The 16,689-nt window shown below is 73.5% G+C and carries 15 protein-coding genes; 9 read left to right on the plus strand and 6 right to left on the minus strand.

Annotated features, from left to right (window positions below; translation table 11 throughout):
- Together Q8W71_RS12775 and Q8W71_RS12780 are read right to left on the minus strand one after the other, a co-directional pair.
- Positions 1-1,968, minus strand: coding sequence for an AI-2E family transporter (locus Q8W71_RS12775; protein WP_305525753.1), 1,968 nt, complete (start codon positions 1,966-1,968; stop codon positions 1-3).
- A gap of 152 nt (positions 1,969-2,120) precedes the next feature.
- Positions 2,121-2,501 carry a response regulator gene (locus tag Q8W71_RS12780; protein ID WP_305525754.1) on the minus strand — a complete coding sequence of 127 codons (381 nt, stop codon included), beginning with the start codon at positions 2,499-2,501 and terminating at the stop codon, positions 2,121-2,123.
- Between the two features lie 162 nt (positions 2,502-2,663).
- Between Q8W71_RS12780 and speB the strand changes: the two genes are divergently transcribed.
- The gene (gene speB, locus Q8W71_RS12785) at positions 2,664-3,656 is read left to right on the plus strand and encodes an agmatinase (RefSeq protein WP_305525755.1); all 993 of its coding nucleotides are present in this window, start codon (positions 2,664-2,666) and stop codon (positions 3,654-3,656) included.
- A 10-nt stretch (positions 3,657-3,666) separates the two neighbouring features.
- On the opposite strand, the gene Q8W71_RS12790 is transcribed toward speB, so the two are convergent.
- On the minus strand, positions 3,667-4,584 hold the full coding sequence (locus Q8W71_RS12790) for a pyridoxamine 5'-phosphate oxidase family protein (protein WP_305525756.1): 918 nt from the start codon (positions 4,582-4,584) through the stop codon (positions 3,667-3,669).
- 7 nt (positions 4,585-4,591) lie between these two features.
- On the minus strand, positions 4,592-5,218 hold the full coding sequence (locus Q8W71_RS12795) for a glutathione S-transferase family protein (RefSeq protein WP_305525757.1): 627 nt from the start codon (positions 5,216-5,218) through the stop codon (positions 4,592-4,594).
- Between the two features lie 99 nt (positions 5,219-5,317).
- Here Q8W71_RS12795 and Q8W71_RS12800 point away from each other — a divergent pair, with 99 nt between their 5' ends.
- The 4 genes from Q8W71_RS12800 (at position 5,318) to Q8W71_RS12815 (ending at position 10,734) form a co-directional block, all read left to right on the plus strand.
- The gene (locus Q8W71_RS12800) at positions 5,318-6,235 is read left to right on the plus strand and encodes a LysR substrate-binding domain-containing protein (protein ID WP_305525758.1); all 918 of its coding nucleotides are present in this window, start codon (positions 5,318-5,320) and stop codon (positions 6,233-6,235) included.
- Between the two features lie 58 nt (positions 6,236-6,293).
- Positions 6,294-7,202, plus strand: coding sequence for an amino acid ABC transporter substrate-binding protein (locus tag Q8W71_RS12805; RefSeq protein ID WP_305525759.1), 909 nt, complete (start codon positions 6,294-6,296; stop codon positions 7,200-7,202).
- 243 nt (positions 7,203-7,445) lie between these two features.
- The gene (locus Q8W71_RS12810) at positions 7,446-9,410 is read left to right on the plus strand and encodes an acyl CoA:acetate/3-ketoacid CoA transferase (protein ID WP_305525760.1); all 1,965 of its coding nucleotides are present in this window, start codon (positions 7,446-7,448) and stop codon (positions 9,408-9,410) included.
- Positions 9,411-9,522: 112 nt separating this feature from the next.
- Positions 9,523-10,734 (plus strand): MFS transporter, encoded by a 1,212-nt coding sequence (locus Q8W71_RS12815; protein ID WP_305525761.1) that lies wholly within the window; start codon positions 9,523-9,525, stop codon positions 10,732-10,734.
- On the opposite strand, the gene Q8W71_RS12820 is transcribed toward Q8W71_RS12815, so the two are convergent.
- Together Q8W71_RS12820 and Q8W71_RS12825 are read right to left on the minus strand one after the other, a co-directional pair.
- Complete coding sequence (locus Q8W71_RS12820; protein WP_305525762.1) at positions 10,706-11,944, minus strand: NAD(P)/FAD-dependent oxidoreductase; 1,239 nt, start codon at positions 11,942-11,944, stop codon at positions 10,706-10,708. The genes Q8W71_RS12815 and Q8W71_RS12820 overlap by 29 nt on opposite strands.
- On the minus strand, positions 11,941-12,900 hold the full coding sequence (locus Q8W71_RS12825) for a LysR family transcriptional regulator (RefSeq protein ID WP_305525763.1): 960 nt from the start codon (positions 12,898-12,900) through the stop codon (positions 11,941-11,943). Before Q8W71_RS12825 ends, Q8W71_RS12820 begins: the two co-directional genes overlap by 4 nt.
- A gap of 202 nt (positions 12,901-13,102) precedes the next feature.
- Between Q8W71_RS12825 and Q8W71_RS12830 the strand changes: the two genes are divergently transcribed.
- The 4 genes from Q8W71_RS12830 to Q8W71_RS12845 all read left to right on the plus strand — a co-directional run bounded on the left by Q8W71_RS12830 (position 13,103) and on the right by Q8W71_RS12845 (position 16,687).
- The gene (locus tag Q8W71_RS12830; protein ID WP_305525764.1) at positions 13,103-14,152 is read left to right on the plus strand and encodes a class 1 fructose-bisphosphatase; all 1,050 of its coding nucleotides are present in this window, start codon (positions 13,103-13,105) and stop codon (positions 14,150-14,152) included.
- A gap of 21 nt (positions 14,153-14,173) precedes the next feature.
- Positions 14,174-15,034 (plus strand): phosphoribulokinase, encoded by an 861-nt coding sequence (locus Q8W71_RS12835; protein ID WP_305525765.1) that lies wholly within the window; start codon positions 14,174-14,176, stop codon positions 15,032-15,034.
- A gap of 226 nt (positions 15,035-15,260) precedes the next feature.
- Positions 15,261-15,947 (plus strand): ribulose-phosphate 3-epimerase, encoded by a 687-nt coding sequence (rpe, locus tag Q8W71_RS12840; RefSeq protein WP_305525809.1) that lies wholly within the window; start codon positions 15,261-15,263, stop codon positions 15,945-15,947.
- The gene (locus Q8W71_RS12845) at positions 15,941-16,687 is read left to right on the plus strand and encodes an HAD-IA family hydrolase (protein ID WP_305525766.1); all 747 of its coding nucleotides are present in this window, start codon (positions 15,941-15,943) and stop codon (positions 16,685-16,687) included. Before rpe ends, Q8W71_RS12845 begins: the two co-directional genes overlap by 7 nt.
- Positions 16,688-16,689: the final 2 nt, after the last annotated feature.

The raw sequence follows: 16,689 nt of genomic DNA on the forward strand, positions 1-16,689 counted from the left end.
TCAGGCCGCCTCGGGCTGCGCCGGAGCCGGCAAGGCCTTCGGCGCGGCGGCCCCGGAGGGCGCCGCGGGCTCGCGGCACGCCTCCAGCACGGAGGCCAGCGCCCCGTTCAGCGAGGTCACGAGGTAGTCCGCGGAGGTGGCGCGCCGCAGGCGGTCGAGGGTCGCGGGGTCGCGCTCGCGCCAGAAGCCGACGAGGATCCGCACCCCCGGGAGCGCGGCCCGGGCCTGCCGCACGGTGAAGCGGATGAGCGACAGGCTCACCGGCTCGAGATACGAGAAGCAGATCAGCGCGAGACCGCCGGGATCGTCCGGGCGGGCGCCGGCCCGGATCTCGGCCATCGACAGGGTCTGCGCGGCGAGCCCGTGCCGGTCGAGGATCTGGCTCAGCATCAGCGTCGCCGCCTCGTCGAACGGGCCGCGGCTCGACACGCACAGGACCGGCGTCGCACCCCGCCATGCGGGCGCGAGATCCGCCTTCGACAGCACCACCGTCGCGACCTGCCGATCCGGGCCCACCGCCGCCAGGGCCGCGGCGGTCTCGGTATCGGCACTCCGGCCTTTTCCACCGCGCGGCCGCCGCCGCACGGGCGTGCTGCCCAGGCGCGCGACCACGGTTCGGATCGCCCCCCCGACCGCGTCCTGGCGGGTCCGGTCGAGGGTGCCGCGCGACAGGTCTTCCTGGGCGAGCAGCAGGCCGGCCAGCACCACCTCGTCGTAGTAGGTGACCAGCGCCCGCTCCTTCAGGAACTGCCGACCCTGGTCGATCGCCTCGGCCGGGTCGTTGGCCAGCATGCGCTGGTAGAAGATCTCCGGAGGCGCGAGCGCCGGCTGGTCGCCGAGCAGCACGTCGAGGTACCACAGCCGCTCGACGTGCCGCCCGAGCACCACGAGGCAGACCGTGAGCGGCGTCGCCAGAACGAGGCCGATCGGTCCCCACAGGAACGTCCAGATCGTCGCCGCCAGGATCACCGCGATCGGCGACAGGCCGGTGGAGTGGCCGTAGAGCAGCGGCTCGATCACGTGCCCGCAGATCGGCTCGACGACCACGAACAGGATCACGGTGGCGATCACCATGCCCCAGCCGGGATCGACGGCGGCGGCGAGGATCACCGGCAGGAGCGCGCTGATTGCGGCGCCGATATAGGGCACGAAGCGCAGGATCGCGGCGAGCACCCCGAACAGGGTCGGGCTCGGCACGCCGATCAGCCACAGGCCGATCCCGATCACGAGGCCGAAGGCGATGTTGAGCGCGAGCTGCGCCAGGAAGAACCGGCTGAGCCGGCTCGCCGCGTCGTCGATCGCCGCGGTGGTGCGGCGCAGGTCGCCCGAGCCCGCCAGCCGGATCGCGCGGTTCCGCAGATCTTCCCGCTGGAGGAGGATGAACACCGTGAAGATCAGGATCAGGCCGGTGGTGGCGAGCGGGTGCAGGACCGGCCCCGCGAAGGTCTGGAGCGTGTCGAGGACGCTGGCGCGGGCCGGCCGCAGCTCGACGGTGAGCGGGTGGGTCGCGGAGCCGGGCTGGCCGTGCAGTTCCGCCGCCGCCGGCGGCTGGATGGCGGCGCCGAGATCCTGCACCATCTCGATCACCCGCGACAGGGTGCCCGCGCCCGCGGTCGCGCCGCGCAGGGCCTGGATCTTGTCGCGCATCGTGAGGGTGTAGCGCGGCAGGTCGGCGGCGAGCTGCGAGGCCTCGCTGGCGATGAGGCTGCCGATCCCGAACAGGGCGCCGAACACGATCACCACCACGAGCAGCACCGCGGGCGCCCGCGGCACCCGCAACCGCCGCAGGGCCCGCACCGCGGGCACGAGGACGAAGCTCAGGAGGATCGCCAGCGTCACCGGCACCAGGATCTCGCGCCCGAGATACAGCGCGGCCATCACCCCGACGACGAGGAGGAACGAGGCCAGCGCCACCAGGATCGGCAGGCCCTGCCGCAGGCGCTGGGCGGTGACGGGATCCTCACTCAACGGGGTACGCTCCGCGCTGTCGCTCGGGCCGCCGGTCCGGCGCCCGCGTCCGTCCCCCGACACGCGGGGATCCGGGACGATCGATGGTGGTCCACACCCGCACACGTCGTATGCCCCCACCGCGGGCGGTGGGGTGGTACGGGATCCGGACCTCAGCCCGCCTGGGCCGTCTCCCCGAGCGCCGCGCCGATCTGGCTGAGCAGCTTCGAGAAATCGACGGGCTTGGGGTGGTAGTCGTCGCAGCCGGCCTGGATCGCCTTGTCGCGGTCGCCCGACATGGCGTGGGCGGTCAGCGCGATGATCGGGATGGCGCGGGTGTCGGCGCCCGCCTTCAGGGCCCGGGCGGCCGACCAGCCGTCGAGGACCGGCAGGTTCATGTCGAGCAGGATCACGTCGGGCTGGCCGGAGCGGGCCTGCTGCACGCCGGCCTCGCCGTCGTGGGCGAGGATGACCTCGTAGCCGCGCCGCTTCAGCCGCCGGGACAGGAAATCCCAGATCTCCTCGTGGTCCTCGACCAGCAGTATCTTCGCCATCCCTCGACCTCTCACGCGCCGCCGTGCCGCCTGTCGCGGCGCGGCGGTGCACAATTCCCCCCACCCAACGCCCCGGCAGCGATTCCGGTCCCGCCGTCCACACCACTTGATCGGAGCGCGCGGCCCCCGGATGATGGCGGGAGAGCGGAGTGGGGAGGGCGCGTGCCGCACACGGTGCCGGACGAGGACGCCGCGCGCCGCGCAAGGTTCCGGCCGGCGAGCGGACTGGAGAGCCCGCGCTTCTCGGGCGCCGCGACCTTCATGCGGTTGCAGGCGGCCGATCCGGCGGCGGGCGGCATAGAGATCGGGCTGTTCGGCATCCCGTTCGACGGGGCGACCACCGGGCGGCCCGGAGCGCGGCTCGGGCCCCGGGCCGTGCGCGACGCCTCGACCGGGACGCGGCAGGTCAACGCCGCGACGGGCGTGGCGCCCTACGACTTCGCGGCCTGCGCCGATCTCGGCGACGTGCCGGTCAACCCGATCGACGCCGCCGAGACCTGCCGCCGGATCGAGGCGTTCTCACGCGGGCTGGTGGAGCGCGGCGTCGTCCCCCTCGCGGTCGGCGGCGACCACCTCGTCAGCTACCCGCTGCTGCGCGCCGTCGGGCGGAGCGGGCCGGTCGGCCTCATCCATATCGACGCCCATAGCGACACCGACGACGGCCAGTACGGCGGCACGCGGCTGACCCACGGCACGCCGTTCCGCCGGGCGGTGGAGGACGGCGTCCTCGACCCTCGGCGCTGCGTCCAGATCGGGTTGCGCGGCAGCGTCGACGCCCTCGACGAGCTGGACTGGGCGCGCGCGCAGGGCATCCGGATCGTCCCGATGGACGAGGCCGTCGCCCGCGGCCTGCCGGAGGTCGTCGCCGAGGCGCGGGCGGTCGTCGGCGGAGCACCCGCCTATCTCAGCTTCGACATCGACGCCCTCGACCCGGCCTTCGCCCCCGGCACCGGCACGCCGGAGATCGGCGGCTTCTCCTCGCGCGAGGCCCTTCACCTGCTGCGCGGCCTGCGCGGCCTCGACCTCGTCGGCGGCGACCTCGTCGAGGTCGCCCCGTCGCTGGACCCCACGGGGGCGACGGCCATGGCCGGCGGCCAGCTCCTGTTCGAGATCCTCTGCCTCCTGGCCGAGGCGGCGGACGCGCGGCGGAGGTGACGCGGGCCGCTCAGCCCGCCGGGGCCCAGGTGCCGGTCCGCGCGAGTTGGGGCGCCGGCTCCGGCGCGCTCCAGCGGAACGGGAGCGCCGCCCGCCGCCGCCACCCCCGCTCGGCGACGAAGCGCCAAGCGCGCTGCGCCCCGGCGAGGCCGGCCGCCCCGGCGCCGCTCCAGTCGATCTCCGCCGTCCCCTGGAGGATCAGCAGGTCGCCGGTGGCGAAATCCGGGATCAGGAGGCCGGCGCGGGGCTCGCCCAGCAGGTTGCCGAGGGTGTTGAAGTACCGGTTGCCGGCGAAATCCGGCACGGTCAGCGCGTCGCCCGCCACCCGGACGAAGCCGGGCCGCCCGCCCCGGTGCGAGATGTCGGTCCCGCCCCCGGCGAGGCCCGCCCGCGACCGACTCGCCACGAACAGGGTGTCGGCGGCGGCGATAAGCGCCCGGGCCTCCCTGTCGAGGCCGCCCAGCGCCTCGGTCGGGCCGCGCGTCCGGTCCGCCGGCACGGCGTCCCGCCGCTGGATGTATTGCGGGCAGTTGCCGAAGCTCTGCGCGACGGCGACGGTGAATCCGCCCGCGTCCCGGGCGGCGATCCGGCCGTTGGCGCGGTTGCGCCGCCGGGTCGACAGGTCGATGCCGAGCAGGCCGATCTCGGCGCCGGCCGCCAGATGGGGCGCCGCCAGGTCGCCGGAATCGGGCGTCGCGTCGACGCGCAGATGCGTCGCGTCGGGCGCGGTCACGAAGCCGGGCTCGCCCGCGAGCAGGGTGGCCAGGGGCGCGCCGGCCGCGTCCGGCACGCCGACGAGGAGGTAGGGAAGGCCGGCGAAGAACGCCCGGTGCTGGTCCGGCATGGCGGGGCGCAGGGCCGGCAGGTCCCCGAGAACGCGGCCGGCCAGCGCCTGCGCCGCGACCTCGTCGGCGTGGAAGCCCGACATCGCCGCCTCACGCCGCGTCGGGGATGGGGGAGGCGGGCATCGCCAGAAAGCCCGGCAGCGCCTCGACCCGGCCGATCCAGGCCTGCACCGCCGGGTACGGGGCGAGGGAGACGCCGCCTTCGGGGGCGTGAGCGACGTACGAGTAGCACGCGATGTCGGCGAGCGTCGGGTGCGCGGCGGCCAGGAACGCCGTGGACGCGAGATGCGCGTCCATGAACGCGAGCACCCGCGCCGCCGCGGCGTGGACGCTCTCCCGATCGGCCTTCGCGCCGAACACGACCATCAGCCGGGCGAGCGCCGGACCGTGGCGCACCTCGCCCGCCGCCACCGACAGCCAGCGCTGCACCCGGGCGGCGGCCAGCGGCTCGCGCGGCATCCAGTCCGCGTCGGGGGCGTAGCGGGCGGCGAGGTAGACGAGGATGGCGTTGCTGTCGGGGATCACCGCCGCGCCGTCGGTCAGCACCGGGATCTGGCCGAGGGGGTTGAGCCGGCGGAAGTCCGGCGCGGCGCGGGCCTCGGCGCTCCCGACCTCGACGAAGCGGTAGGGCAGCCCGAGGAGCGACAGGAACAGCTCGGCCCGGTGCGAGTGCCCCGAGAGGCGCAGGCCGTAGAGGGTGATGTCGGGTGCGGTCATGGGCGGATCTCCGTGTCCGCCCGCACCATCGCCCTTGCGTCGCCGCGGGGGAATACGCCATCGTCGCGCTTCAGAATTTCAAGCGGTGGAAGAAACGCGATGGACCGGCTGGAGGAGCTGGCCTTCTTCGTGGCGATCGTCGACGCCGGCAGCCTGTCGGGCGGGGCGCGGCGGCTGCGCCGGTCGGCTGCGGCGGCGACGCGGGCGCTGGCCTCGCTGGAGGCGCGGGCGGGCAGCCGGCTGATCGAGCGGAGCACCCGCCGCCTCGCCCCGACACCGGCCGGGCTGGAGCTGGCCGAGCGTGCCCGGGACCTGCTCGCGGGCTACGCGGCCGCGCTGACGGGCGCGTCGGAGGGGGCGGTGCGCGGCCCGGTGCGGGTGACGGCCCCGGTGCTGTTCGGGCGCCGCCACGTGGCGCCGGTGGTCGCCGCCTTCCTGGCCGCCCATCCCGAGGCCCAGATCGAGCTGCTGCTCGCCGACCGCAACCTCGACCTCGTGGAGGAGGGGATCGACGTCGCCCTGCGCATCGGCCGCCTCGCCGAGTCCCGCCTCGTCGCCCAGCGGGTCGGGCAGGTGCGCCTCGTGACCGTGGCGAGCCCGGCCTACCTCGCCGCGCGCGGCGTCCCCGCCGCCCCGGCCGATCTCGCCCGCCACGACACGATCGTCGGGCCGATCCGCGCCGAGGGCCGGGAGTGGCGCTTCGGCGCCGCGCGGGTGCGGCTCGCGCCGCGGCTCACCGTCAACGAGGTCGAGGCGGCGCTGGTCGCGGCGCGGGCCGGGGCCGGCATCGCCCGGGTGCTGAGCTATCAGGTGGCCGACGATCTCGCCGCGGGCCGGCTGGTGCGCCTGCTCGCCGCCCACGAGCCGCCGCCGGTGCCGGTGCAGCTCGTCACCCCGGGCGCCGCCCTGCGACCGGCCCGGGTCGCCGCCTTCCTCGACCACGCCGCCGCGGCCCTGCGAAAACTTCCGGCGATCCACACCGATGGGCCGCCGGATGTCCGGCCGGACTCTTGCTGAGGGCGTGCGCCCGGGCTCTCATCCCGATCCCGACGCCGCCCACCGGAGGTTCCGACCCGTGCGCCTGCTCCCCACCGTGTTCGCCGCCCTTCTCGCCGCCGCGTCAGCCCACGCGGCGGAGCCGACCGGCACCCTCAAGAAGATCGCCGACACCAACCGCATCGTGCTGGGCGTGCGCGACGCCTCGCCCCCGTTCAGCTACCTCGACGGCACCCAGAAGGTCGTGGGCTTCGCGGTCGACATCTGCCGGGTGATCGCCGACGCGGTGAAGCGCGAGCTGAACAAGCCGGGGCTGGAGGTGGCGATGGAGTTCGTGAACTCGTCCTCGCGCATCCCCCTGATGACCAACAACACCATCGACCTCGAATGCGGCACGACGACCAACAACGCCGAGCGGCAGAAGCAGGTCGCCTTCGCCAACACCCACTTCCTCACCGCGACCCGCTACGTGACGCGCAAGGATGCGGGGGTGAAGCGCCTTGAGGACCTGCGCGGCAAGGCGGTGGCGTCGGTGGCCGGCTCGACCAACATCCTGATGCTGATCAAGGCCAACACCGAGCGCAAGCTCGACATGACCGTGCTCGCCGCCAAGGACGTGGTGGAGGGCTTCCTGCTCGTCGAGACCGGCCGGGCCGCGGCCTTCGTGATGGACGACGTGCAGCTCGCCGTCCTCGTCGCCCAGTCCAAGGATCCCGCCGCCTACACGATCAGCACCGAGACCCTGTCGAACCCGGAGCCCTACGGGATCATGCTGCGCAGGAACGACCCGGCGTTCAAGGCGCTGGTCGAGCGCACCACCGCCGACCTCTACCGCAGCCCGGAGATCATGACCCTGTACGACCGCTGGTTCCTGAAGCCGGTGCCGCCGCGGGGCCTGAACTACAACGTCCCGCTCTCCCCCGACCTGCGCTGGGCCTACGCCAACCCGACCGACAGCCCGGATCCGGCGGTCTATGCGGGTCACTGACGCGCCCGTCTCGGGCCCGCGCCGCGCCCCGCCGCGGGCCACGGAAGCGTTTTCAAACGCAGCCCAAATATTGTTCGTTTGCCGGGTCCCCGCGCGGTCCCTACCATTCCCCTGCCTCGCCGGGCGCAATCGGGGCCGGGCGGGGCGGTCCGCGCCGCGTCGGGGGCCGCCGGAACGGCCCCGCGCCGCAGGTCCCGAGGCGCGAATCCGCCGGAACAGGCGGACGGCCGGAGGAGATGCAGCGTGCGGCAGAACAAGATCGTCACCGCCGACGAGGCGGTCGCGCTCATCCGGCCCGACGACGTGGTCACCACCACGGGCTTCGTCCAGAGCTGCATCCCGGAGGCGCTCCACGCCGCCCTGGAGCGGCGGTTCGTCGAGACCGGCAAGCCCGGGAACCTGACCCTGATCATGACCGCCGGGGCGGGCGACAGCAAAGGGCTGGGCACCGGCCGCTTCCACCACGAGGGGATGCTCGGCCGCGTCATCGCCGCCAATTTCGGCCGGATGCCGAAGGTCGCCAAGGCGGCCCAGGAGAACCGGATCCGGGGCTACAACCTGCCCCAGGGGGTGATCTCCCAGCTCTACCGCGCCTGCGCCGCGGGCCAGCCCGGCCTGTTCACCAAGGTCGGGCTGCACACCTACGTCGATCCGCGCCACGGCGGGGGGCGGGTCAACACCCTGACCCAGGACGAGATCGTCAAGGTGGTCGAGGTCGACGGCGAGGAGTGGCTGTTCTACCGGGCCACGAAGATCGACGTGGCGCTGATCCGCGGCACCTGCGCCGACCCGGCGGGCAACCTGTGCATGTCGAAGGAGGCGCTGACGCTGGACAACCTCGCCCAGGCCACCGCCGCCCGCAACAACGGCGGCATCGTCATCGCCCAGGTCGAGCGGGTGGTGGAGCAGGGCTCGATCAAGCCCAAGGACGTGCGGGTGCCGGGCATCCTGGTCGACTGCGTCGTGGTGGCCGAACCCGAGCACCACCGGATGAACTACGGGGTGCAGCACGACCCCGCCCTCGCCGGCGAGGTCCGCATCCCCGTGGGCGGCCTGCGCAAGATGCCGCTCGACGCGCGCAAGGTCATCGCCCGGCGCGCCGCCTTCGAATTGCCGCCGAACGGCGTGGTCAACCTCGGCGTCGGGGCGCCGGAGGGCATCTCGGCGGTCGCCAACGAGGAGGGCGCCACCCCCTACATCACCCTGACGACGGAGGCGGGCGCGGTCGGCGGCGTGCTGGCCTCGGGGTCGAGCTTCGGCGCGGCGACCAACGCCGACTGCATCATCGACCAGAACCAGATGTTCGACTTCTACGACGGCGGCGGCCTCGACATGACCTGTCTCGGCATGGCCGAGTGCGACGAGGCCGGCAATGTCAACACCAGCCGGTTCGGCGGCCGCCTCAACGGCTGCGGCGGCTTCATCAACATCTCGCAGAACGCCCGCAAGGTCGTGTTCGCCGGCACGTTCACCAGCGGCGGTCTGGAGACGCGGATCGAGGACGGCAAACTCCGCATCCTCAAGGAGGGCCGCGCGCGCAAGTTCATGGCGGGGGTGGAGCAGAACACCTTCAGCGGCCCCTACGCCAAGGAGCGCCGCCAGCCGGTGCTCTACGTGACCGAGCGCTGCGTCTTCAACCTGACGCAGGCCGGCATGGAGCTGATCGAGGTGGCGCCCGGCATCGATATCGGCCGCGACATCCTCGCCCACATGGACTTCATGCCGGTGATCGAGAACCCGATCCTCATGGACCGGCGGATCTTCGCCGACCAGCCGATGGAGCTCCTGGCCGACATCCTCAACCTCAACCTCCACGAGCGGGTGAGCTACGACAAGGAGCGCAACCTGCTGTTCGTGAACCTGGAGGGCTGGCAGGTCCGCTCGAAGGGCGACATCGACGCCCTGCGGCAGGTGCTGGAGACCGCCTGCCTCAAGGCCGGTCAGCGCGTGAACTCGATCGTCAACCACGACGGGTTCCGCATCGGCGAGAACCTGTACGACGACTACGCCGAGATGATCGAGTACATGAGCGCGTACCACTACCTGACGAGCACCCGGTACGCGACCAGCGCCTTCCTGCGCCTGAAGATGCAGGAGGCGCTGAACCGGCGCGGGCTGGCCCCGCACATCTTCGAGCGCCGCTCCGAGGCGCACGCCTTCCTCGACGCCGCGATCCGGAGCGCCGAGACGCGCGCGGCGGCCGAGTGACGGGGCCCGGCGACAACCGGGCGGCCTCGTGACCGTTGGGGGGTTCGCGCGGGACGTGTGACGTGCGATGCGCCGGGAGCGCATCCCGCCCGTCCGCCCCCTGAATCGCCCGATGCCCGCAGTCAAACCCGCGCCGGACCCCGCGATCCGCCGGCTGATCGTCGTGCTCGCCTGCGCCGGCTTCGGCAGCACCGTCGCCCTGCGCTCGGCCGAGCCGCTGGTCGGCGTGCTCGCCCGCGATCTCGCCAGCGACACCCACACCGTGGCGCTGCTCTCGACCGCCTTCGCGCTGCCCTACGCGCTGATCCAGCCGGTGCTGGGGCCCGTGGGCGACGCGCTGGGCAAGGAGCGGGTGATCGGCGCCTGCCTCGCGGTGCTGTGCGCGGCGCTGCTCCTGTGCGGCCTCGCCCCGAGCGTCGGGGCGCTGTTCGGATTGCGGATGCTGGCCGGCGCCGCGGCCGGCGGCGTCATCCCGCTCGCCCTGGCGCTGCTCGGCGACCGGGTGCCGATGGCGGACCGTCAGGTGGCGATCGGCCGGTTCCTCGTGGCGGTGATCCTCGGCCAGCTCTCGGGCTCGACCTTCGCCGGGCTGATCGAGGGCGTCATCGGCTGGCGCGGGGTCTTCGCCGCCACCGGCGCGGTGGCCGGCCTCGCCTGCGCGGCGACGCTGGTCGGCTTCGACCGGACCGGCCGCGCCCCCGCCCGCCGTCCCGCCTTCGGACAGGCTGTCACGCGCTACCGCGCCATCCTCGACAATCCCCGGGCGCGGGTGCTGTTCGCGGCCGTGTTCGTCGAGGGCATCTGCGTGTTCGGCGTCTTCCCGCACCTCGCACCGCTGATCGAGGCCCGCGGCGAGGGCGGCGCCCGGGAGGCGGGGCTGGTCATCGCCGGCTTCGCGATCGGCGGCATCGCCTATTCCGGCCTCGTCGCCCTGCTGGTGCGGTTCCTCGGCTGGCCGCGGATGCTCGTGGTCGGCGGCACGCTGTGCGCGGCGGCCCTCCTCGTCGTCGGCCTCGCCGGCTCGTGGCAGGCGGATTGCGCCGCGCTGACCCTGATGGGGCTCGGCTTCTACATGCTGCACAACACCTACCAGACGCAGGTGACCGAGGTGGCGCCCGGCGCCCGCGCCTCCGCGGTGGCGCTGCACGCTTTCTCGTTCTTCTGCGGTCAGGCGCTCGGCGTGGTGGTGATCGGCCAGGCGCTGCTGGCGCTGGGGCAGTTCGGCGCGCTCGCGGCCTGCGCGGCGACGGTGCTCGCGCTCGGCATCGCCACCAGCCTGCTCCTCAACCGGCCGGTCAGCCCCGCCGCATCGCCAGCCCCTTGAGGTCGAAGCCCGGATCACCCGCCTGCTCGGGGGTGAGCGGCGGGCCGGACGCGAGCAGCCGCCGGGCGATCATGTGGTCGCCGGCCCGGTCGACCGACTCGACCGCGCTCAGCCGCCCGTCGCGGAACCGGAACACCGAGAAGGCGCTGCCATCGCCCCGCACCACCCGCGCGTCCTCGGGGGCGGAGAGCCCGGCGATCTGGAGCTTGTGCGGGCCCTGGTCGCTCCAGAACCACGGCAGTGCCCCGTAGGCGGCGGGCCGGCCGTTGAGCCGGGCGGCGAGGCAGCGGCCCTGGTCGATGGCGTTCTGCACCGACTCGATCCGCACGTGCCCGTCGGGCGACAGGCCGCGGGCGAACGGGCTCGGGAAGCGGGCGCAGTCGCCGATCGCCGAGATCGCCGGGTCCGCGGTGGCGAGGAGGGCATCGACCCGGATCCCGTCGCCCACGGTCAGGCCGGCCGCCTCGGCCAGCTCCTGGTTTGGCAGCACGCCGATGCCGACGAGGACGAGATCCGCGGGGATCTCCCGGCCGTCCGCGAGGCCGAGGCCGACCGCGCGCCCGTCGCGGCCGAGGATCTCGGCGACGCCGGCCGCGAACAGGAAGCGCACCCCCATCCCTTCCTGCGCGGCGCGGAAGAAGGCGGCGGTCTCCGGCGAGACGGCCCGGGCCATCGGCCGGTCGGCGGCCTCCACCACCGTCACCGCCACGCCGCGGGCGGCAGCCACCGCCGCGAATTCGAGGCCGATGAAGCCCGCCCCGACCACCGCGACCGCGCGCGCATCGGTCAGCGCGGCCTTGAGCGCGTCGGCGTCGGCGAGCCCGCGGAGCTGGCGCACGCCCGCGAGGTCGGCGCCGGGCACCGGCAGCGGCCGGTTGCGGGATCCGGTCGCGAGCGCGAGGTGATCGTAGGGCAGCGCCGTGCCGTCGCCGAGGTACAGGCGCCGCGCGTCCCGGTCGATCCCGACCGCGCGGATCTCCGGCCGGTGGGCGATGCCGTGCTCGGCGAAGAACGCGGGCGGGCGCAGGGCGAGGCCCTCCGCATCGGTCTTGCCGGCGAGGTAGGCCTTGGACAGCGGCGGGCGCTGGTAGGGCAGGGCGCCTTCGTCGCCGACCAGGGTCACTGGCCCGGGAAAGCCGCCCTCGCGCAGGGAGGCGGCGAGCTGGAACCCCGCCTGGCCGGCGCCGACGACGACGACGCCCGCGCTCACCGCTCGATCCTCGCGATCCGGGAGCCGGCGGCCGACCGGGCGATGTCGACGCCCGGCAGCACCCGCGCGCCCTCGCTCATCAGGTAGGTCCACACGGCGGAGGCCGCCGGCCCGAGCACCTTGTCGGCCCGGCGCACCGCGTACCAGTCGCGCCGGATCGGCAGGCCCTCCACGTCGAGGAGGGCGAGGCGGCCGTTCTCGATCTCCGCGGCGACCGCGTGGACCGAGAGCAGGGCGATGCCGAGACCGGCCATCACCCCCTGCTTGATCGTCTCGTTCGAGCCGGTGTCGATGTCGAGCGGGGCCCGCTTCACCAGCACGCCGCTCATGAACTCCTCGAACACGGTGCGGGTGCCCGAGCCCTCCTCGCGCATGAAGAACGGCTCGTCGGTGAGTTCCGAGCGGTCGATCCCGCGCCGGCCGGCGAGGCGGTGGTCGGGGGCGGCCACCAGCACCAGCGGGTGCGGCCCGAAGGTCTCGGCCTCGATCGGGAAGTCGCGGGGCGGGCGGCCCATCAGCGCGAAGTCGATCTCGTAGCTGCGCAGCGCCTCGACCGTCTGGCCGCGGTTGCGCACCGACAGGCTGATCTCGACGCCGGGATGCTTCTTCACGAAGCCGGCGATCACGTGGGGCGCGAAGTACTTGGCGGTGGAGACGACGCCGAGCGCCACGCGCCCGCCCCCGATGCCGCGCAGGGAGCGCAGCCGGTCGGTGCAGGTCTCGAGGATCGTGTTGATGCTGTCGATCGCCCAAAGCATCTCGCGGCCCGCGTCGGTGGGCTTGAGGCCCCCCGGCGTGCGGTCGAACAGCAGCAGGCCCGCCTCCTCCTCCAACTGCCGGATGCGGGCGTAGAGGGCGGCGGAGGTGACGTTCAGTTCCTGCGCGGCGCGGGTCATGGTGCCGAGCCGGGCCACCGCCGCCACAGCCTGGAGCTGCTTGAGGGAGAGGTTGCGCATGGGCCGCTTCTCGTTTCTTTCCGGCTCTGCCGCAAGAAGAGCCAGATGCATCGCGGATCGGTCAAGCGCGCCGCGGCCGGGCTTTCGTGCGAGGCTCGGCTCAGGCTTCCTGTCGATCCGGGCCCGCGGGCGGCTATGCGGAGGGCGCGGGCGCCGCTACAGACCCGGCACGGATACGCAATCCAGAAGGAAGGACGGGACGATGGCGACGGTAGCGGTCGGAACCCCCCTCGACGTCTATCTCTCCGAGGCGGTGGCGGCGCGGCCGGCGCTGAAGGACGCCGCGGCCACGATCGCGGCCATCGCCGCGGCGGCGGTGGACATCAGCGAGGTGATCGGCCGCGGCGCGCTCGGCGGCGACCTCGCGGCCACCGGCGAGACCAACAGCGACGGCGACGTCCAGAAGGCGCTGGACGTGATCGCCCACGAGCGGGTCACCGAGGCCCTGCGCGGCGCCCCCGTCGCCTTCGTCGCCTCGGAGGAGGCCGACGCGGTGATGGTGCTCGACGCCGGAGCGCCGCTGGCCGTGGCGATCGACCCGCTCGACGGCTCGTCGAACATCGGCGTCAACATGGCGGTCGGCACCGTGTTCGGCATCCGCCCGGCGGTGCCCGGCGACGACCACGCCGCGAGCTTCCGCACCCCCGGCAAGGATCAGGTCGCGGCGGGCTTCGTCAGCTACGGCCCGGCCACCGCCCTGATCGTGACCCTGGGGGAGGGGACCCAGAGCTTTGTCCTCGACCGGGCGGCGGGCGCCTTCCGCCTGACGAACGCGGCGATGCGCGTGCCGGAAACGGCCAAGGAATACGCGATCAACGCCTCGAACGTCCGGCACTGGGACGGCCCGATCAAGGCCTATGTCGAGGACTGCCTGCGCGGCACGGAGGGGCCGCGCGACAAGGACTTCAACATGCGCTGGCTCGGCTCGATGGTGGCCGACATCCAGCGGGTGCTCACCCGCGGCGGCGTGTTCCTCTACCCCGGCGACAGCCGCAAGGGCTACAGCCGCGGCCGCCTGCGCCTGCTCTACGAGGCCGCCCCCATCGCCCTGCTGATCGAGCAGGCCGGCGGCGCGGCGACCGACGGCGAGGCTCGCATCCTCGACGTGGTCGCCGCCGGCGCCCACGACCGGTCGCCGCTGGTGTGCGGCTCCCGGGAGGAGGTGGCCTGCGTCGCCGCCTATCACGGCGGCGGCAAGCCCGATGCCGGCCGCTCGCCGCTGTTCGGCCAGCGCGGCCTGATGCGCTCCTAGGGCGCCTCACCGGTCGCGAGCATGTCGGTTCGGCATCCCATCATCTCGGTGACCGGCTCCTCGGGGGCCGGCACCACCTCGGTGCGCAACACCTTCGAGCAGATCTTCCGGCGCGAGAGCGTGTCGGCGGTTTACATCGAGGGCGACGGCTTCCACGCCTTCGACCGGGACACGATGCGGGCGATGATGGCCCGCGAGCCGACGCTGTCGCACTTCGCGCCCCACGCCAACCTGCTGCCGGAGCTGGAGGCGGTGTTCCGCAGCTACGGCGAGGCGGGCGCCGGCCGCACCCGGCACTACGCCCACGATGCCCACGACGCGCGGCTCTACGGCACGGCGGAGGGGACGTTCTCGGCCTGGGAGGACTTCCCCGCGGGCTCGGACCTGCTGTTCTACGAGGGCCTGCACGGCTGCGTCGTGAACGAGCAGGTCGACATCGCCCGCTACCCCGACCTCAAGATCGGCGTCGTGCCGGTGATCAACCTCGAATGGATCCAGAAGCTGCACCGGGACCGCTCATTCCGCGGCTACTCCACGGAAGCCGTCACCGACGTGATCCTGCGGCGGATGCCCGACTACGTGCAGACCATCTGCCCGCAATTCTCGTGGACCGACATCAACTTCCAGCGCGTGCCGACGGTGGACACCTCGAACCCGTTCATCGCCCGCTGGATTCCCACCGCCGACGAATCGCTGGTGGTGATCCGCTTCAAGGACCCGAAGGGGATCGACTTCTCCTACCTCGTCTCGATGATCCACGACTCGTTCATGAGCCGGGCCAACTCCATCGTCATCCCGGGCGGCAAGCTCGATCTGGCGATGCAGCTCATCCTGACGCCGATCATCATGCAGCTCGTCGAGCGGCGGCGGCGGCTCGCCTAATGGATCGCCACCCGCCCACTTGAAAGGACGGATGTCCCCACCCACCCCCTCATCCTGAGGTGCCCGCGTCAGCGGGCCTCGAAGGAGCCCTCCAGGGATCGCGCGGCCGGCTGGAGGGCTCCTTCGAGGCCTCCGCTGCGCTCCGGCACCTCAGGATGAGGAGTTTGGTGGGATCACCGATTCCTTCGCAACCTCCAGAGCCGATCCGGCTTCGAAAGCTTCCATGATGCTTCCACCCGTCATCGCCCCCTCGATCCTCTCCGCCGACTTCTCGAAGCTCGCGGAGGAGACCCGCGCCGTCGACGCCGCCGGGGCCGACTGGATCCATCTCGACGTGATGGACGGGCATTTCGTGCCCAACATCACCTTCGGCCCGCCGGTGGTGAAGGCCCTGCGTCCCCACACCCAGAAGTTCTTCGACGTGCACCTGATGATCGCCCCGGCCGATCCCTACCTCGCCGCCTTCGCCGAGGCCGGGGCGGACGGCATCACCGTCCACGCCGAGGCCGGGCCCCACATCCACCGCTCCCTCCAGACGATCCGCGATCTCGGCAAGCGCGCTGGCGTCGCGGTCAATCCCGGCACGCCCGCGGCGGCGGTCGAGCCCCTCTTGGAGATCGCCGACCTCGTGCTGGTGATGACCGTCAATCCGGGCTTCGGCGGCCAGAGCTTCCTGAAGAGCGCCCTGGAGACGGTGGCGCGGGTGCGGGCGATGATCGCCGGGCGCGACATCCGCCTGGAGGTCGACGGCGGCATCGACGCGGAGACGGTCGCGCTCGCGAGCCGCGCCGGGGCCGACGCCTTCGTGGCCGGCAACGCGGTGTTCGCGGGCGGTCCCGCCGCGTATGCCGAGCGCATCGCCGCGATCCGCGCGGGCGCGGAGGGCGCCTCCGGCCGCAGCCTCGCGTGCTGAGGGCGCTGATCTTCGACGTCGACGGGACGCTCGCCGAGACCGAGGACCTGCACCGGCGCGCCTTCAACCGGGCCTTCGCGGCTCTCGGCCTGCCCTGGACCTGGGACGAGGCGCTCTACGCCGACCTCCTGAGCGTCATGGGCGGCAAGGAGCGGCTCGCCCACTACATCGACACCCGCCACGCGGGCGAGGCCGAGGCGCTGCACGCCCGCGCGGGCGAGATCCACGCCCTCAAGACCGAGGCCTACGGCGACCTCGTCGTCGCCGACGCGCTGCCCCTGCGGCCGGGCATCAAGCGGCTGATCGCCGAGGCGCGGGCGGCGGGGGTGCTGGTCGCGGTGGCGACCACCACGAGCCCGCCGAACGTCGAGCGGCTGGTCGCCGTCAACTATCCCGCCGGGGAACGGCCGTTCGACGTGATCGCCGCCGGCGACGAGGCGACGCGCAAGAAGCCCGCCGCCGACGTGTTCGAGCTGGCGCTCGATCGGCTCGGGGTGGGGCCGGACGAGGCGGTGGCGATCGAGGACTCGGCCGCGGGGATCAGTGCCGCCCGCGCCGCCGAGCTGCCGGTGCTCGCCACCCGCAGCCGCTACACGCCGGGCCACAGCCTCGACGGCGCCTTCTCCGCGGTGTCCGACCTCGGCGAGCCGGGCGCCCCGCACCGCCACCTCGCCGGGCTGACGTGGCCCGGCGGCGTCGTGAGCCTCGACGCCCTCAGGCGCTGGCACGCGGGGGCGTGAGC

It is taken from the genome of Methylobacterium amylolyticum, from assembly GCF_030700245.1.
Lineage (GTDB): Bacteria > Pseudomonadota > Alphaproteobacteria > Rhizobiales > Beijerinckiaceae > Methylobacterium.